This is a genomic window from Streptomyces sp. NPDC057486 (assembly GCF_042802415.1).
GTDB classification, from domain to species: domain Bacteria; phylum Actinomycetota; class Actinomycetes; order Streptomycetales; family Streptomycetaceae; genus Streptomyces; species Streptomyces yanii.
Genome location: NZ_JBHVEE010000006.1, coordinates 84,804 through 101,048 on the forward strand (window position 1 = coordinate 84,804; position 16,245 = coordinate 101,048).

At 69.5% G+C, this 16,245-nt stretch carries 16 protein-coding genes; 11 read left to right on the top strand and 5 right to left on the bottom strand.

Annotation, left to right across the window (positions count from 1 at the left end; genetic code table 11):
• Positions 1 to 88 precede the first annotated feature (88 nt).
• From ACFU6I_RS05260 to ACFU6I_RS05285, 6 genes are all read left to right on the top strand, one after another.
• The gene (locus ACFU6I_RS05260) at positions 89 to 910 is read left to right on the top strand and encodes a glycoside hydrolase domain-containing protein (RefSeq protein ID WP_384361794.1); all 822 of its coding nucleotides are present in this window, start codon (positions 89 to 91) and stop codon (positions 908 to 910) included.
• A 110-nt stretch (positions 911 to 1,020) separates the two neighbouring features.
• A complete protein-coding gene (locus ACFU6I_RS05265; protein ID WP_384361797.1) occupies positions 1,021 to 1,479 on the top strand; it encodes a DUF1772 domain-containing protein in 459 nt (152 codons plus the stop codon).
• A gap of 133 nt (positions 1,480 to 1,612) precedes the next feature.
• On the top strand, positions 1,613 to 2,905 hold the full coding sequence (locus ACFU6I_RS05270) for a sensor histidine kinase (protein WP_384361800.1): 1,293 nt from the start codon (positions 1,613 to 1,615) through the stop codon (positions 2,903 to 2,905).
• On the top strand, positions 2,878 to 3,537 hold the full coding sequence (locus tag ACFU6I_RS05275; protein WP_327246280.1) for a response regulator transcription factor: 660 nt from the start codon (positions 2,878 to 2,880) through the stop codon (positions 3,535 to 3,537). The genes ACFU6I_RS05270 and ACFU6I_RS05275 overlap by 28 nt, the downstream gene beginning before the upstream one ends.
• Before the next feature lie 197 nt (positions 3,538 to 3,734).
• Positions 3,735 to 4,211 carry a phospholipase gene (locus tag ACFU6I_RS05280; protein WP_384361803.1) on the top strand — a complete coding sequence of 159 codons (477 nt, stop codon included), beginning with the start codon at positions 3,735 to 3,737 and terminating at the stop codon, positions 4,209 to 4,211.
• 120 nt (positions 4,212 to 4,331) lie between these two features.
• Positions 4,332 to 7,397, top strand: a complete 3,066-nt coding sequence (locus ACFU6I_RS05285; RefSeq protein ID WP_384361806.1) for a SpoIIE family protein phosphatase — start codon at positions 4,332 to 4,334, stop codon at positions 7,395 to 7,397.
• Positions 7,398 to 7,584: 187 nt separating this feature from the next.
• Here the strand turns inward: ACFU6I_RS05285 and ACFU6I_RS05290 are convergent, their stop codons facing one another.
• From ACFU6I_RS05290 to ACFU6I_RS05300, 3 genes are all read right to left on the bottom strand, one after another.
• Complete coding sequence (locus ACFU6I_RS05290; RefSeq protein WP_384361809.1) at positions 7,585 to 7,836, bottom strand: WYL domain-containing protein; 252 nt, start codon at positions 7,834 to 7,836, stop codon at positions 7,585 to 7,587.
• A gap of 119 nt (positions 7,837 to 7,955) precedes the next feature.
• A complete protein-coding gene (locus ACFU6I_RS05295) occupies positions 7,956 to 8,345 on the bottom strand; it encodes a pyridoxamine 5'-phosphate oxidase family protein (RefSeq protein WP_384361812.1) in 390 nt (129 codons plus the stop codon).
• A 16-nt stretch (positions 8,346 to 8,361) separates the two neighbouring features.
• Positions 8,362 to 9,849 (bottom strand): MFS transporter, encoded by a 1,488-nt coding sequence (locus tag ACFU6I_RS05300; protein WP_384361814.1) that lies wholly within the window; start codon positions 9,847 to 9,849, stop codon positions 8,362 to 8,364.
• Positions 9,850 to 10,078: 229 nt separating this feature from the next.
• Between ACFU6I_RS05300 and ACFU6I_RS05305 the strand changes: the two genes are divergently transcribed.
• Positions 10,079 to 10,357, top strand: a complete 279-nt coding sequence (locus tag ACFU6I_RS05305) for a hypothetical protein (protein ID WP_384361817.1) — start codon at positions 10,079 to 10,081, stop codon at positions 10,355 to 10,357.
• 90 nt (positions 10,358 to 10,447) lie between these two features.
• Here the strand turns inward: ACFU6I_RS05305 and ACFU6I_RS05310 are convergent, their stop codons facing one another.
• Entirely contained in the window at positions 10,448 to 11,113 is a 666-nt protein-coding gene (locus tag ACFU6I_RS05310; RefSeq protein ID WP_384361819.1) for a ScbR family autoregulator-binding transcription factor, read from the bottom strand.
• A 238-nt stretch (positions 11,114 to 11,351) separates the two neighbouring features.
• On the opposite strand from ACFU6I_RS05310, the gene ACFU6I_RS05315 reads away from it, so the two are divergent.
• The 3 genes from ACFU6I_RS05315 to ACFU6I_RS05325 all read left to right on the top strand — a co-directional run bounded on the left by ACFU6I_RS05315 (position 11,352) and on the right by ACFU6I_RS05325 (position 14,109).
• On the top strand, positions 11,352 to 12,233 hold the full coding sequence (locus ACFU6I_RS05315; protein WP_384361823.1) for a ScbA/BarX family gamma-butyrolactone biosynthesis protein: 882 nt from the start codon (positions 11,352 to 11,354) through the stop codon (positions 12,231 to 12,233).
• Positions 12,230 to 13,177, top strand: coding sequence for an NAD-dependent epimerase/dehydratase family protein (locus ACFU6I_RS05320; protein ID WP_384361826.1), 948 nt, complete (start codon positions 12,230 to 12,232; stop codon positions 13,175 to 13,177). Before ACFU6I_RS05315 ends, ACFU6I_RS05320 begins: the two co-directional genes overlap by 4 nt.
• A gap of 488 nt (positions 13,178 to 13,665) precedes the next feature.
• Positions 13,666 to 14,109: a winged helix-turn-helix transcriptional regulator gene (locus ACFU6I_RS05325; protein ID WP_384361829.1), complete on the top strand. Its 444-nt coding sequence runs from the start codon at positions 13,666 to 13,668 to the stop codon at positions 14,107 to 14,109.
• A 230-nt stretch (positions 14,110 to 14,339) separates the two neighbouring features.
• Here ACFU6I_RS05325 and ACFU6I_RS05330 read toward each other — a convergent pair whose 3' ends face one another.
• The gene (locus tag ACFU6I_RS05330) at positions 14,340 to 14,615 is read right to left on the bottom strand and encodes a hypothetical protein (RefSeq protein ID WP_384361831.1); all 276 of its coding nucleotides are present in this window, start codon (positions 14,613 to 14,615) and stop codon (positions 14,340 to 14,342) included.
• Between the two features lie 702 nt (positions 14,616 to 15,317).
• Here ACFU6I_RS05330 and ACFU6I_RS05335 point away from each other — a divergent pair.
• Positions 15,318 to 16,196 (top strand): hypothetical protein, encoded by an 879-nt coding sequence (locus ACFU6I_RS05335; protein ID WP_384361834.1) that lies wholly within the window; start codon positions 15,318 to 15,320, stop codon positions 16,194 to 16,196.
• The last annotated feature ends 49 nt before the right edge of the window (positions 16,197 to 16,245 follow it).

Below are 16,245 nucleotides of genomic sequence, written 5' to 3' on the forward strand. Positions count from 1 at the left end.
TCGCCTGTTGACGCAGTGTCCAGCCGGCTCCGTCTCGTCCCTTGTCGTCCCCGTACTCATCGTCGAGGTCTCTGTGTCGAATCACCGCATGTCGAAGAAGCGGCGCCGGACAGGAATGGCGCTGGCCGGGTTGGGCGTGCTGGCCGGTGCGGCGTTCGCCGCAGAGGCGGCCACCGCGACCACCGTCACCCGGCCCGCGCCGACCGTCTTCACCGGCCACGCCTTCGACACCTGCACCGCACCGACGCTCACCACCATGCAGAAGTGGCGGGCCACCTCGGTGTACCGGGCTGCCGCGGTGTACATCGGCGGGAAGAACCGCGGGTGCGCCCAGCCCCAGCTCACCCCGTCCTGGGTGAAGTCCGTGAGTGCCAGGGGCTGGAAGCTGATCCCGCTGTACGTCGGCGCGCAGCCGCCGTGCCAGACCAGCAACAACCCCGAGAAGATGACCGCCGCCAACGCCACCGCGCTGGGCGCCACCGACGGCGCCGACGCGGTGGCCAAGGCGTCCGCGCTGGGGATGAGGACCGGCAGCCCGGTCTACCTGGACATGGAGTACTTCGACCCCACCAACACGTCCTGCGTGAACACCGTCCTCGCCTACATCCGCTCCTGGGACAAGACGGTCCACGCCAAGGGGTACTGGACCGGCTTCTACGGCTTCAGCAACTCCAGCGCCGCCGTCGTCGCCAAGGCCACGACGCGCACCGACCTGCCGGAGATCCTCTGGTACGCCCGGTACGACGACATCTACTCCACGACCACCGGATTCCCGTACGACACGACCCTGTGGACCGGGCACCGCCGCGGCCACCAGTACGCGGTCAACAAGAAGGTGACCCACGACGGGGCCACCCTCACCATCGACCGCGACGCGTGGGACGCGCCGGTGGCCGTCGTCGCCAAGTAGCGCCCGGCGGACATGAAGCGGGGGCGGACGGGGGCAGGGGGCGGGCCGGGCAGCGGTGCCTTCGCGAAAGGGTGCGGCGCGGCCCGCCGCGCCGCGCCATGATGTGCGCCATGGCCTCTCTGCTGCTCGCACTCGCCGCCGTCACCACCGGTCTCTATGCCGGCTTCCTGGTGTGCTTCACGACCGGGATCATGCCCGGCCTGAAGCTTTTGCCGGACGATCAGTTCACCTCCGCGATGCGCCGCTTCAACGAGACGGTGCCGAGGCCGGTGTTCCTCGTCCTCTTCCTCGGCGTGATCGCCTTCCCGGTTGCCGCGCTCGTCGTCCCCGTCGACGGCCGGACGTCCGTCGAGCGGGGACTCGTTGCAGGCGGGCTGGTCTGCGCGGCGCTCAGCCACCTTGTCACCGTGAGCGGCAACATCCCGCTCAACTCGGCGCTCGCGGCGGCCGAGGGCGGCGACGACAGCACGGCCCGCCAGGCATTCGAGTCCCGCTGGACCGCCCTCCACCGGATCCGCACCGTGCTCTCGGCAGCGGCATTCGCGCTGCTGGTCGCCGCCGCGGTGTAGCTCTTGGACCAGGTGGAGGACCCCGTCAACCGCCGAGCCGCCGCGGAGAGTCCCGGGGGTATGCCCAGCCCCACCCCCGGGACTCCGGCAGCACGGATGGTTCCGGCGGAACAGCGTCTTCTACGGTGGGGCGATGCGCCCTCGGAACGTGTGGCAGGCCCTGCCGGGACCCCGCTATCTGCTGTCGTCGTGGCCCTGGCGGTCGGCCGGATACCTGCTGAGCGGAGCCGCGGCAGGCGTCGTGGTGCTGTTCGTGATCACGCTCGGCGTGCTGCTCGGCGGTGCGCTCACCCTCGTGGTGCTCGGGCTGCCGCTGCTCGCGCTGACGGCCCTCGCGGGGATCCCGGTGGGGTCCCTGGAGCGGTTACGGCTCCGCCTGATGGACCGGACCCCGGCGCCCGGCCCGCACCGCCGCCCGGCCGAACCCGGGCTGTGGAGCTGGCTGGCGTTCCGTTACCGGGAACCGGCGACCTGGCGGGAACTCGAGTACACGCTGCTCTGGGCCGTGGTCCTGTGGCCGCTCGACGCCCTCGCGCTGGGTGTGTGCGTGGCCGTCCCACTGGCGCTGATGTCCACCCCCGCGGTGATGCAGGTGTACGGGAACGGCGAAGAGGCCCGCGTGGTGAAGCAGTGGACGGTCACCACCTGGCCCGAAGCCTTCGCCACCGCTGCGCTCGGACTCGTCCTCCTCGCGCTCGGCTGCTACGCGCTGGGCCTGCTGGCCGGGGCGAGAGCCGGAATGGCCCGCCTCCTCGTCGCCGACAGGGGCGACGACATGGGGGACACGGTCACCGAACTCACCCGCTCCCGGGTCCGGTTGGTCGACGCCTTCGAGGCGGAACGGCGCCGCATCGAACGCGATCTCCACGACGGCGCCCAGCAGCGCATCGTCGCACTCACCATGACCCTCGGACTCGCGCGCCTCGACGCGCCGCCCGGCCCCCTCGCCGACCAGTTGGCCAAGGCCCACCAGGAGGCCGGTCAGGCACTGGCTGAACTGCGCGAACTGATCCACGGCATCCATCCCAAGGTCCTTGCCGACTACGGCCTGGAAGCCGCCGTCTCCGACGCGGCCGACCGGTCCGCGACCCCCGTCGACCTGGAACTGGCGCTCCCCGGCCGGTTCCCCGAGGCCGTCGAGGCGGCCGCGTACTTCGTGGTCTGCGAGGCGCTCGCCAACGTCGCCAGGCACAGCGCTGCGACCCGCGCCGAGGTGACAGGCGGCCACGCCGCGGGCCGGCTCTTCCTGGAGATCCGCGACGACGGGCGGGGCGGTGCGCGCACCGGTGGCGAAGGAACGGGGCTGACCGGTCTCGCCGACCGGGTCTCCGTACTGGATGGCAGACTTGCGCTGTCCAGCCCGCCCGGCGGCCCGACCCTGTTGCGTGTGGAGATTCCTTGCGAGTGGACCGATCGCTGCGCGTAGTGCTGGCCGAGGACAGCGTGCTGCTCCGTGAAGGTCTCATCGGACTGCTCACCCGCTGCGGCCACGAGGTCGTCGCCGCCGTCGGCGACGCGGAAGCCCTCCTCGCGGCCGTCGCCGCACACACTCCGGACATCGTCGTGACCGACGTCCGGATGCCGCCCGGTCTCCAGGACGAAGGACTGCGCGCGGCGGTGGAACTCCGCGAGAAGCAGCCCGCTCTGCCGGTTCTGGTGCTCAGCCAGTACGTGCAGCGGACGTACGCCGCCGAACTCCTGGACTCAGGAGACGGATCCGGTGTCGGCTACCTGCTCAAGGACAGGGTCGGCCAGATCGAGGAGTTCATCGACGCCCTGCGGGAGGTCGCCGACGGCGGCACCGTCGTCGACCCGGAGGTCGTACGCCAACTCCTGCGCCGCCGCCGCGATCCGCTGGAGCGGCTCACCGCCCGCGAGCGGGAAGTGCTCGCCCTGGTCGCCCAGGGCAGGTCGAACGGCGCGATCGCCCGCGACCTGGTGGTCTCCGAGGCCGCGGTCGGCAAGCACATCGGCAACATCCTCGCCAAGCTGGACCTGCCGCCGGCCGACGAGACGCACCGCAGGGTGCTGGCGGTGCTGGCGTTCCTCCGCGCGTAACTCCCCTTCCCGTGGACGCCCGTGCGACAGTGCTGTGGGTGATACGGCGTCAACCGCCCTGTGCGGTAGTCGATGTACCGCTGTGTGCAGGGCATACAGCTCCCGTATACATCCGCGACAGTCCGCTGCCGGATGCTGTGCCCGTCCCGAGCGAAAGACCGCCGGGACAGTCGCGTTCCCCCACCAAGGAGCTCCCCATGCGCCGACGCCTCACCGTCGCTCTGGCCACCGCTGCCGTCGCCCTGTCCGCCGCACTTCTCCCCGCCGTCGACGCCACCGCCGCGCCCGCCGACAAGCCGCAGGTCCTCAGCGGCTGGACCCAGACGAGCGCAAGCAGCTACCAGGCGTTCTTCGCGGCCAGAGGCAACCGGAGCGCATGGAGTGCGTACGGGTTCGACTGGTCGACCGACTACTGCTCCACCTCGCCGGACAACCCCTTCGGCTTCCCCTTCGCCAACTCCTGTGTCCGCCACGACTTCGGCTACCGCAACTACAAAGCGGCCGGCACCTTCAGCGCCAACAAGGCCCGGATCGACAGCGCCTTCTACGCCGACCTGAAGAGGGTCTGCGCGGCATATTCGGGCGTCAAGAAGGCCTCCTGCGACGCGACGGCCTGGACCTATTACCAGGCGGTCGACAAGCTCGGCTACACGGCGGTGGTGGACGCCGCGTAGCCGGGGCGCGGTAATCGCCTGCACATTCGCTCGCCCGTACCCGTACGTACAATTAAGTGGGCAATATTACTCATTCCGGGTGCCCTGTGTCCTACGCGGGTTCGCGGAAGGAAGCGAGCGATGGCTGAGCGGCTCCTCATGGACAAGGCCGGTGCGGCACGGCTTCGGATGATCATCGAAGCGGGGGTTGGGCTGGGGGGAGTCGATCTGCTCGGATTCGCCCTGGAACATGCGGTGACGGAGGCCGACGGGCTGGGCGGAATGGTCCATGTGAGGGGTCCCGGGGGCCGGGGGCTGCTGCTGATGGCGACCAGCGGGATCGTCCGCACCGTGGCCCAGGACTGGGAAGAGATCGCGGTGGACGACGACACCGCGCCGGCGCGCGCGGTGGCCGGTGGCGCCTCGGTGTGGATGCCCGCTCTGGGCGGGCGGAGCCTCGGCCTCCCCGAGGTCTCCGTGACCCGGCGCAGCACGGGGGGCGGTACGGAACGCGCCGGAGAGGGCCGTACGGGCGGCGGCGCAAGCAGTGCGGACGACAGCGCACAGCGCGGCGGCCGGGGCCCCGACAGCTCCCTCGGCCACCACCCCCACGCCGCCGCCCCCTGGTCGCCGCTCTCCGCGCTGCCCGCAGGCAGCGGGCTGCTGGCCGTACCGCTCCTCACGCCGGACGGGGTGGCGGGCGCGCTGTCCGTGCTCACCGTCGGCGAGGGGCAGCCGACGCCGCAGCAGCGGTCGGCCGTCGAGACGCTCGCCGCCTGGGCCGCCCTGCGGCTGCGGGAGCCTTCGATGGACTGGGGCAGGGCCGACCCCAGGCGGCCGGGGAAGGAGCCCCCCGTCACCCGGCTCCGGGAGGCACTGGAAGCGATCAAGGTCGGTTCCTGGGAATGGGACCTGGCCACCGGGGAGCAGCTGTGGGACGAGTCCACGCTCGCCATCCTCGGTATGGCAGGGCAGTCCACGAACCAGCGCTTCGACACCTGGAGCGGGCTGGTCCACCCCGACGACCTGCCGTGGCTCCTGGTCGAGATCGAGCAGGCGATCCGTAACCAACGGGTGTCCGGTGTGGAGTACCGGATACGCCGCCCGGACGGGACCACGCGCTGGGTCAGCTCGCGGGGCAGGGTCCTGCCGGGGGAGGGCGGCCGGCCCGGCCGCATGGTCGGCACGGTGTGGGACACCACCGAGAGCCGGATCGCCCGGGACTCGGTCAGCCGCGCGCTGCGGCACATGAGCGACGCGTTCTTCGCGGTCGACGGCGAGTGGCGGATCACCTTCCTCAACATGGAGGCGGAGCGGCTGCTCGGAGCCTCGCAGGAGCTGCTCGGCCAGAACCTGTGGGACGCATTCGCCGAGATCGGTATCGACGCCGTGGGACTCGGCCTGCACGCGTCGTACCGGCGGGCCGTCGACCGCGGTACCCCGGTCGGCTTCGTGGTGCGGTGGCCCACCAACCGGCGTCAGTACCAGATGCAGCTGATCCCGGTACCGGACGGCTTGATGGTGTACGCCACCGATGTCACCGAGATGCGGTCGCGTGAGGCCGAGTCCGTCGCCGCGGAACGGATCACGGCCGACCGCAACGCCCGCATCACCGCCCTGGCCGGTGCCCTTGCCGAGGCCCTGACGGTGCAGGATGTCGTGAACGCCGCCGCCGAGCGGATCATGGCGCCGTTCGGCGCCTCCGGTCTCGTCGTCCATCTCATCGAAGCGGACACGCTGCACGTCGCCGGGCAGGTCGGATACCCGGAGACGTTCTTCCGCGACTTCGAGGGAATGCCGGTCGGCGACATCGCCCCGCTCGACGAGGTGCATCACACGAGAACGGCCGCCTTCATCGACTCGGTGGAGGAGTACGTCGAGCGCTACCCCCGGATGGCCGACCGCCCGGCCGAGGCCAGGAAAGCGTCCTGGGCGTTCCTGCCGCTGATTGTCTCCGGCCGCTCCGTCGGCTGCTGCGTCGTCTCCTTCACCGAGCCGCGGCGTCTCGGCGGTGAGGAGAAGGCTCTGCTCATCACACTCAGCGGACTGATGGCGCAGGCCATCGAGCGCGCCCGGCTGTTCGACGCCGAGCACGTGAGGGCCCAGGAACTCCAGCGGGGACTGCTGCCGAGTGAGCTTCCGACGCTGTGCGCGGTCAGCACCGCCGCCCGCTACGTGCCCGCCAACGAGGGCATCGAGGTCGGCGGCGACTGGTACGACGTGATCCCGCTGTCCGGCGCCCGGGTGGCGCTGGTCATCGGCGATGTGATGGGACACGGCCTGTCCGAGGCGGCCACCATGGGGCGGCTGCGGACCGCCGTGCACACGCTCGCCGATCTGGAGTTCCCGCCCTCCGAACTCCTCACCCGCCTCAACCAGGTGGTGAACGACCTCGGCGACGACTTCTACGCCACGTGCCTGTACGCGGTGTACGACCCCGTCACCTGCACATGCAAGTTCGGCTCCGCAGGGCACCCGCCGCCGGCCGTCGTGTATCCGGACGGCACCACCGAGTTCCTCGACCACCGCCCGGATCCGCCGCTGGGCACGGCACGCCCGCCGTTCGAGACCACGGAGGTCGTTCTCCCCCAGGGCAGCCTGCTGGTGCTCTACACGGACGGACTGATCGAATCCGCCACCCGCGACATCGACCGGGGCATGCTCCACCTGGCCAAGGCGCTGTCGGGTGCGGCGGCCGCCGTACGGGAGGACGATGCCGCGGGCAGCTCGCCCGGGCTGGAGCGGCTGTGCGACAACGTCGTGGCCGAGCTGCTGCCGGGCACCCAGCTCATGGACGACGCCGCACTGCTCGTCGCCCGCACCTTTGCGATACCGGCCGATTCCATTGCCAGCTGGACGCTTCCCGACGGCCCGATCGCCGCGAGCGAGGCACGGCACCATGTCCGCGACCAGCTGGCGGGCTGGGAGCTCGACGAACTCGCCATGACCGCCGAGCTCCTGGTCAGCGAGCTGGTCGGGAACGCGGTCCGGTACGGCAGAACCCCCATCGCCCTCCGCCTGCTCCGCGCCGAGGGGCTGATCTGCGAGGTCTCCGACGGCAGCCTGTCCACACCCCGCATCCGCAATGCGGCGGAGACCGACGAGGGCGGCCGCGGTCTGCAACTGGTCGCCGCCCTCGCCCACCGCTGGGGCGCCCGCTACACCGCCACCGGCAAGTGCATCTGGACCGAACAGCCGGTGAGCTGACCGCCGTGCGGCGGTTCAGAAGGGCGTGCCCCCGCGTCCCTGACAGGTCCGCGGGTCGGCGTAGGTCCGGCGGCGCTCCGGCTCCGCGTCGATCTCCGCCTCCGCCGTGCGGCGGCACGCACCACGGCGACACCGGCTGCTTCGCGGCGGCCCAGGGGCGGCACGAACAGGCCGACCGTGCGCCGGATCAGCGGCGCAGGTCGACGAATTCGTCCGGGACGGCCGATTCCCCTCCGGTCTCCGCCGACGGCGAGCAGAGGGAGGCCAGTTCGCCCGCCGGGTACGCCGGCCGCTTGCGGGCCTCCGGCGGCCCGACCACATCGACCTGCGATCCGAGACCGGCCAACTGCCGTGCAAGAACATCCAAGGACGGGGCGTCGGCCTCGATCTCCACCCGTCCAACGGCGAGTTCACGGCCGATCCGCAGTCGCGCGCCCATCAGCCCCTCACCATCGGCGGGGCACCCCGCTCGGCACGGGCCCGCACCGTCACCCGCCGGCATGCGCTCCTCGACCTGAGCCGCGAGGGACCGCCACACCTGATCGTGCCGATCAGGTGTCAGCAGAGGCCCATCGCCCGGTCGACCGCGATCTCGATCACCACCAGACCCGCTGGGGACGGGGGCGCGGACCAGTACCGTTTCGCATAGTGCCGGGCACCTTCGACCACCCGCTGCGGATCGTCGGACACCGTGGCGGTGCCCTCAAGGGTGATCCAGCGCGGACCCGCCGCCTGGCAGACCGCGACGCGACTGCCCGGGCCGGCCAGCAGGTTCCTGACCTTCTGCCGCGAGGCGGCGGTCATGACCCGTGCCAGCCCGGCGTCGGGGTCCCAGGTGAAGCGCACCGGCGCCACGTGGGGCGAGCCGTCGGGCCGGACGGTGGTCAGCGTGCACACGTGGTTCTCGGCCAGAAAGGCCTCGGCCGATTCCGACAGGGGCAGCGACATGCTGTTCCTCCGCCCTTCACGCCCCGGGGATGCCGTCGTGTTCCGACGTCCTCATCATCGGCAGCAGCAGCGCGATGACGATGGCGCCCACGGCGAACCAGGCCCCGACGACGAATGCGTGGTGGAAGACGCTCGTACGGGCCTCCCGAATGAGGTCGGGGTCACCGTGGGCCCACTTCTCCAGGCCGCGGGTGGCGCTGAACGCGATGGTGGCGGCGACGGCCACGCCGAGGGCGCCGCCCGCCTCCTGGCTCGTTCCGATGAGACCCGCGGCCAGACCGGACTCGCTCTTCTCGACCCCGGTGAACGCGGCGATCTGCAGCGGTACGAAGGAGATACCGAGGCCCAGGCCGACGACGAGGAATGCCGGCAGCACATGGGACACGTAGGTGCTGTCCGACGGCAGTCGCCACAGCATGAGCATGCCGATGAAGGTGAGGGCGAGACCGGTGAGGAGCACCGGCTTCGCCGCGATCCTGGTGATCAGCTTCGATGCGACGCCCGCGCCGACCGCCGTGATCAGGGCGAGCGGCGCATAGGCCAGACCTGCTCTGATCGGCGAGTAGCCCAGGACCATCTGCATGAAGAGGCTCGCGAAGAAGAACAGCGTCACCAGGGTGCCGAACAGCAGGACGGCGACGATGTTGGCCATGGTCAGGACGCGGCGCCGGAAGATGCTGAGCGGGATGAGCGGCGACTGCGCCCGCTGCTCGACCATGAGGAAGGCGATCAGCAGGACGGCCGCGACGGCCAGGCTGCCGAGGGTCCGGGTGGACAGCCAGCCGACGTCGATGGTCTGGCCCAGGGTGTAGATGGTGAGCACCAGGGTGGCGGTGAGGAGGATGGCCCCGGCCGCGTCGAAGGACTTGCGGCGCTCCTCGGAGCGGCTCTCGGGAAGGACGAACGGCGCCGCGAACGCGGCCGCCAGGCCGATCGGCACGTTGATGAAGAAGATCCAGCGCCAGCCGGGGCCCTCCGTGAAGAGGCCGCCCAGAATGACGCCGGCCACCGACGCCAGACCGCCCATCGCACCCCATACACCGAGTGCCTTGTTGCGTTCGGAACCCTCGGCGAAGGTGTTGGTCAGAAGACTGAGAGCGGCCGGAGCGATGAACGCCGCTCCGAGACCCTGCACGGCGCGGGCGGTGATGAGCATGGTGGCGCCCTGGGCGATGCCCGCCAGCAGGGACGCCACGGCGAACACGATCAGGCCCGTCCGGAGCATGCGTCGGCGCCCGAAGGTGTCGGCGAGCCGGCCACCGAGCAGCAGGAATCCGCCGAGGACCGTTCCGTAACCCGTCACCACGTACTGTAAATAGCTTTCGGAAATGTGGAGGCTTTCCTCGATGCTCGGCAGAGCGACGTTCACGACGGTGACATCGAGAAACGTCATGAGTCCGGCAACGCAGAGGAATGCCAGAATCAGCCCGGGCCGACGGACTGCCCGGGGCTCTGGTGCGACTGATATCTCGCGGGGACTGGACAAGGATCCTGGGATCGACATGGCAATTCCTGGCAGTCGGTGGGATGAGGAAGCCGGCGCGAATGGCACAGAGGTGCCGAATAAGGGTCGTTATTGCGTCGACCCGGCGAAGCTAGCATCCGAAGTGAAGTAGGTACCTAGAGGAAAGTGACTTCCCTGGAGGAGGCCCATGGGGCGGCGAGGCCCTTCGGGCGGCGCGGCGTCGAGCCGCCACCGGCTCCGGGAATCAGTGCCGGGACGATCCGGTGAGTTGCTCGGCCTTCAGGCCGGTGCGGACGACTGCCTGGTCGAGCCGTACGGCTACCGGGACCTCATGGCCCGCATGGATGCCGTTGCGCGGCGCACGATGTCATGGTCGACGACATCCACGATTTCGCACGGCCTCCTGCACATCGACCCGTGCAGCCGGCAGATGCGCGTCGGCGAGCGGGTCGTCGAGGTCACCCGGAAGGAGTTCGACGGCGACAGCGTCTGGATCGTCACGGTCCGAGGCATGGGGTGTCGCCTGGGCGAAAGGGCGGCGAGCTGAGCGCCGTAACGCTGCCGCTGCGCAGTGTTCCGTCGCTGTTTCCGGACGTGCGGTACGGAAATTCGCCCGGCCGGATTCCAGGGACAGCTCTTAGTTCTCGCTCCCGGCCTCGGGTGCGTCCGGTTCCTCGACCGTGGCCAGCAGCCGCTCGGCGCGGGTCTCGGTGATCTCAAGCATGGCGAGCACGGCCGGCAGGGCAATGCTCGGCAGTACATAGCGCAGCAGCATCGAGATCCGCTGCTCCAAGTCCTCTCGCTCGCAAAGAACCTGGGACATTTCCTGGATTCCGGAGAAGGCGCCGGCCAGGAGCTGCGCCGCCTCCGCGGGATTGACATGGGACAGCACCTCGCCCTGCTGCTTCGCTTCGATCAGCAGCGTTTCGAGCCGGGCTATCCAGGAGTGGAACGGCAGGCCACGGTCCAGTTCACCGCCCCCCTGCTCCATGGCCAGCCCGACGCTCGCGCGCACCAGCGGCTCGTGGCGGAGCCGGTGGGCCAGCACCAGACCCTGGTCGACCAGCTCCTGCAGTTTCGTCAACTGGGGTGGAAGCACGCCGAGTTCCAGCTGCGCCTCCATCACTCCGAGGGCCAGCTCCTCCTTCGAGGCGAAGTGGAAGTAGAGAGCCCCCTTGGTCACGCCGGCCCGTGTGAGAATCTCACTGATGGTGGCGGAGCCGTAGCCGCGCTCGTCAAAGACAGTGGCGGCCGCCAGCAGGATCGACTGCCGGGTCTGGATCGCTCGAGCTTGTTGGGCCATCGGCTGTGCGTTCCTGCCTCTCGTGGTGTTGTGGCCTTGAATGCACCGGCCGGACTGTAGAAAAAACAGGGCCGTCGGTAACTTACCGTGGGGGAGCGAGATACTCCCTCATGGATGAGCTGGGGGTATTTCGATGGTTGATGTTGATTTGCCCGATACTGTCACCCGCGCCGAGACCGAACCGTCCGGTCTCTATCGGTTGGCGATCCCGCCGCAGAGAGGCTGGAGAACTGATGTCTTGCATGAATTCGTTCACCGGTCCGACCCCAGGGACATCTTTCCCACCGCCTGGTGCAGGCTGAGCGATACGGAGTTCTCCGTAGCGGCCCAATGGCCGCGCCCGCACCACTTCTTCGCTGTCGCATCGGGCAGCCACCAGGATCCGCTGCTGATAGCCGAGACCATGCGGCAGGCGACGATGATGCTGGCCCACGCGGAGCTGGGAGTCCCGGTCGACGACCAGTTCGTGATGTGGGACCTGGCGTACGAGACCGTCGTACCGGGTTTCGCCCTGGAGGTCGCGTCCGGGAAGGTCCTGATCCATCTGACCTGCTCGGATGTGCGCAAGCGGGGCAAGAGCATCGCCGGTATGCGGGTCGACCTGCGCTTCCACCGGGGCGGCACCGTCCTGGCGACCAGCTCGGGTCGGATCAGCTGCACATCGGCGCGCGCCTACCGCCGTCTGCGTCAGGACCGTCTGGACATGGTGGGCCGTCCCGTACCGCTGTCGCCCGGTGCGGATCCGTACGAGGTGGGCCGGACGGCGGAGTCGGACGTCGTGCTGACGCCGACACCCCAGCCCAACCGCTGGCGGTTGCGGCTGGACACCACCCACCCGACTCTGTTCAGGCGCCCGAACGACCATGTTCCCGGCATCCTGCTCCTGGAAGCGGCCCGGCAGGCAGCCGTCGCTGTCACCCCAGGGCACACATTCCTCCCGACGTCGGTGGAGATCGCCTTCCACAAATACGCCGAACTCGACAGTCCGTGCTGGGTCGAAGCCGAGTTGATGCCCTCCGACGACAGTTCCCGGACCATTGTGCGAGTACGCGGACAACAGGACGGCGAGCCGGTATTCACCAGCGAACTCGCCCACACGGATGAGGGCGACCGGTCGTGACCACACACATTCTCGTCACCGGGGCGAGTGGCTTCGTCGGCAGACATGTGGTGGCGGCTGCGGACGCCGTCCCCGGGCTCCGGCTGCGACTGATGGAGCACAGGGCGCCCGTGAACGTCCCCTCCGCCGTCGGCTCCGGCATCGAAACCGTGCAGGGGGACCTCGCCACCGCCGCATCGTTGCGCGGCGTCTGTGACGGGGTCGACACGGTGATTCACTGCGCCTCGCAGATCAACGGGGACGAGCGAACGGTCCGGTCCGTGAACGACCTCGGGACGCGGGCGCTGGTGGAGGAGGCGGAGCGCGCAGGAGTCGCCCGCATCGTCTATCTGAGCACGGCAGCGGTCTACGGACGCGGGCCGTTCAGGGACCTGGCCCCCGGCCGGGCGCCGCTCGCACCGGGCTCGCTCACCAGCGTCACGCGTGCCGCCGCGGAGCGCCACGTGCTGGCCGCGGGCGGGACCGTGCTGCGCCCTCACCTCGTCTACGGCGAGGGGGACCGCTGGGTGATCCCCGGCCTGGCCGCGCTGGTCCGGGAACTGTCGTCCGGGTTTGCCGGGTGCGCCGCCCGGCACTCCCTGATCGATGTGCGAGTGCTGGGCCGGGCTCTGCTCGCCGCGGCGCTCTCGCCCCGGGCGACCGCGGGTGTCCACCATGTCAACCACCCTGATCCGGTGGCCTGTTCCGAGCTCGTCGCGGCAGTCTCCGCCGGGCTCGGACTGGAGTGGGGCGCCGCCGACATCGCGTTGGACGAGGCCCGGGCGCAGCTCGCCGAGTCACCGCGCCTCCTGCACTCCCTCCAGTTGCTCACCGTGGACCACTGGTTCACCGATGACGGGGTCTGGGAGCTCCTCGACTGCGATCCCGGTGACGGCTTCAAGGCGGACTTCCCGCTCCATGCCGACTGGTACAGGAACTTCCTGACACCTGCCGGGAAGGGATGACGGGCAGGCCGGTGGGGCGACAGCGGCCCGTCCCGGGTCGGAGCAATCGGGCGACGGCTCCGGGGCCGATGGCGTCGAACTGGCCGAGTTCCAGCTGATTCGCGGTGTCGTGGCCCGGATCCGAGGGCCGGTCGGAGCTGTCCGTCGAAGCGGCGCGGCGAGCTGATGCCAATGGATCCTGGGCCCGTCAAGGGCGTTGGGGGCGAACGGCAGCGTGACGAAGCCGAGAGTGGAGGCACCCTCTCCCGGAAGGGTTCCTCGACTGAGCACCTGATGTTCCGTCATCGATGTGATGGGTGGGGGATGTCAGGTGCTGCGCCGGGCGGTGCGGTCTCCGGCACGCTGCCGGGTACCGCGGGACCACGCGCCAGGAGGTGTCGACACCTGCATGTCGGAACCCGGGAAGCGTCCCTCCGGGGTCGCCTCCAGGAAGCCACTGTTCTGAGTACAGTGGCTTCCTGGAGGAAAGTGACATCCCTGGAGGCGTCATGCCCTACACCCCCGTCCCCCGGACTCCCGCTTCGGGAAAGGCAGTTCCGTCCGCCACGACGGTCGCCCCGGCCCAGGCGTGTCCCATCGGACCGGTGGTCGACATCGTCTTCAGTCGCTGGACCACCCCGATCCTCTGGGCCCTGCACACGTTCGGGCGGCAGCGCTTCGTGGAGCTCGAACGCCGCATCGGCACCATCACGTCCAAGGTGCTGACGCAGCGACTGCGGCAGATGGAGCGGGACGGTCTCGTACTGCGCACCTATTACCCGGAAGTGCCGCCGCGGGTCGAGTACGAGATCAGCGACCTCGGCCGGAGCCTCTCGCCGCTGTTCGCCGTACTGGCCGACTGGTCCCAGGCCAACCTGGAGCGGGTCGAGGAGGCCCGGCGTGCGTACGACGCCCCCGGCGAGACCGGTCCGGTCACGAGCCGTCGCCCCTGAGACAGCCCGGGCAGGCAGTCTCGCGCGACCCAGCAGGCCAGTCGGTTCACCCCCTGACGGCCTTGATGCAGCAAGCCGGGGCAGGGCGGGTGCATGAGCCCTTTACGGAGGATCGTGATTTCACAAAGGGCCCAGCCCCGGTGAGGCGATCGGCCGGTCCCAGGCGGACCGACCACGAAGATCCACTTCGCCTGCGACGGCCGAGGTGACGTACGCCGGCAGGGAGCCGGTCACGACGGTGGGTTGGCCGCCATCCGGCAGGCACCGTTCGCGGCGCCGCCCGGCACGCCGACCCCGGTCAGGGCGCTCGCACAGCCTTGCAGGTCACCGTGCACACCTTGGGTGCACGCCGTTCCGACGGTGTCCGAGACTTGGACACCCGCCTGTTGGACCATGTTCGTGCAGGCCGGGATGTCGGCGTGGGCGGCGGGAGCGGCGAAGGCCAAGCCGCCCAGTGCGAAGGTCAGACCGGTGAGGACTCCGGCTGTACGGGCCGACGTGCGCATGGGAGCCACCTGCTCTCAAGGGTTGGTCGGGGAATCGCGGATTCAACGCCGAGCAGCGGACGCGGCCGGTGTACAACTGCGGTCCCGGGCCCCCGCACCCGTCGGCTCGGCAGGGCCGCCCCTTCTCTGTCCGACGCTAGAACAGTCCGCCGCCGCGCGCACTCCGGCCCGGTGGCGGGGCACTTCCCAGCGGGTTTCGTGAACACATTGCGACGGAGAAATCCGAGCCTGTGATCTGCTCTTCCCGGGGAGAATGGTGACCTGCTCCCCGGGCGTTGTTTTGGCGGGCCCGGCGGACCGCACACATGGAATTTCTCGTCCCTGAGGAGTTCGCCTCGCCATTCGGTAAGTGGGCCTGCGACCCGGGGCACACCGTTCGCTGCAGCAGCCTCGCTACGGTGCCACGACCAGCGAGAAGGCACTCCTGGTGGAAGGGCCCGATGTCGTACGGGCAGAGCGCCCCCCCCCGCAGGACTCGAACCTATGGGACAGCCCTTAGAAGGCGCCCGCAGGGGCCACTCGCCCAGCTGAGCCATTTCGCCGTTGACATGCGAAGCCTCGCAGCCCTCATGCTCGGCCAATGAGGTGGAACGCAGTTATTGCCGCATGTGTATATGAGCCTATCTGTTCCGCCGGTGCCGTACTTTTCAGAACCGTGCCTTAGGGCGCAGAAATCCCACCCCTATAAGCTGAAGGGACATCATGTCTGTTCGCACGTCGATCAGGCGCGTCGCTCAGGTCGCCGGCCTGGGCGTCGCCATCACCGTCGGTGCGTCTGCCTTCCCGGCGACCGCGCAGCCGGCCCCGTTCGTCGCCTGCAACGAGGGCGCCCTGTCAACGGCCATCGCACTGGCCAACGCCGCACCGTCCGCCACGCTGTCGCTCGACCCTGGCTGCGTGTACAGCCTCACGACGCGGCTACCGGACGTGACCGGGAACATCACGATCAACGCGAATGGCGACACCATCACCCGCGACAACGGGGCACTTTCCTTCCGCATTCTCACGGTCTCAGGCCGGCTCACCCTGAACAACGCGACCGTCTCCAACGGGAACGCAGCCGGGGAAATTCAGAACTTCGGCGGGGGCATCGGCGTGATCGATTCGGGTTCCCTTGCCGTGAACCGGAGCAGCATCGTCAACAACAAGGCTGACTTCTCCGGCGGGATCGGTGGTCTTTCAAGCACGACGATCACAGTCGATCGCACCACCATCACGGGCAATGAGGTGACGCAGAGGGGTGGTGGCTTCATCGCTGACGGCGTCGGGACCATCACCAGAAGTCGAATCATCGGAAACAGCGCCGGAAATCAGGGGGGCGGAATCGCCAACGCAGGCGGTCAGTTGACGGTCCGGGACAGCAACGTCAACGACAACGTGGCGGGTGATGGTGGTGGGATCGTCAATCTCAGTGGCACCGTCAACCTGATCCGCACCAACGTCAACAGCAACGAGGCCACAGGCGGAGTAGGCGCCGGTGGCATTCTCAGGACCGGTGGCACAGTCAGCCTCGACAGCAGCCGCGTCCGCGGCAACGTGCCGACGAATTGCGCGGGCACGGTACCCGGCTGTACCGGTTGAAGCAATGCCGCGCCGGAGCCTTCCAGCGTCTGGCGCGGCACCGTCCCGC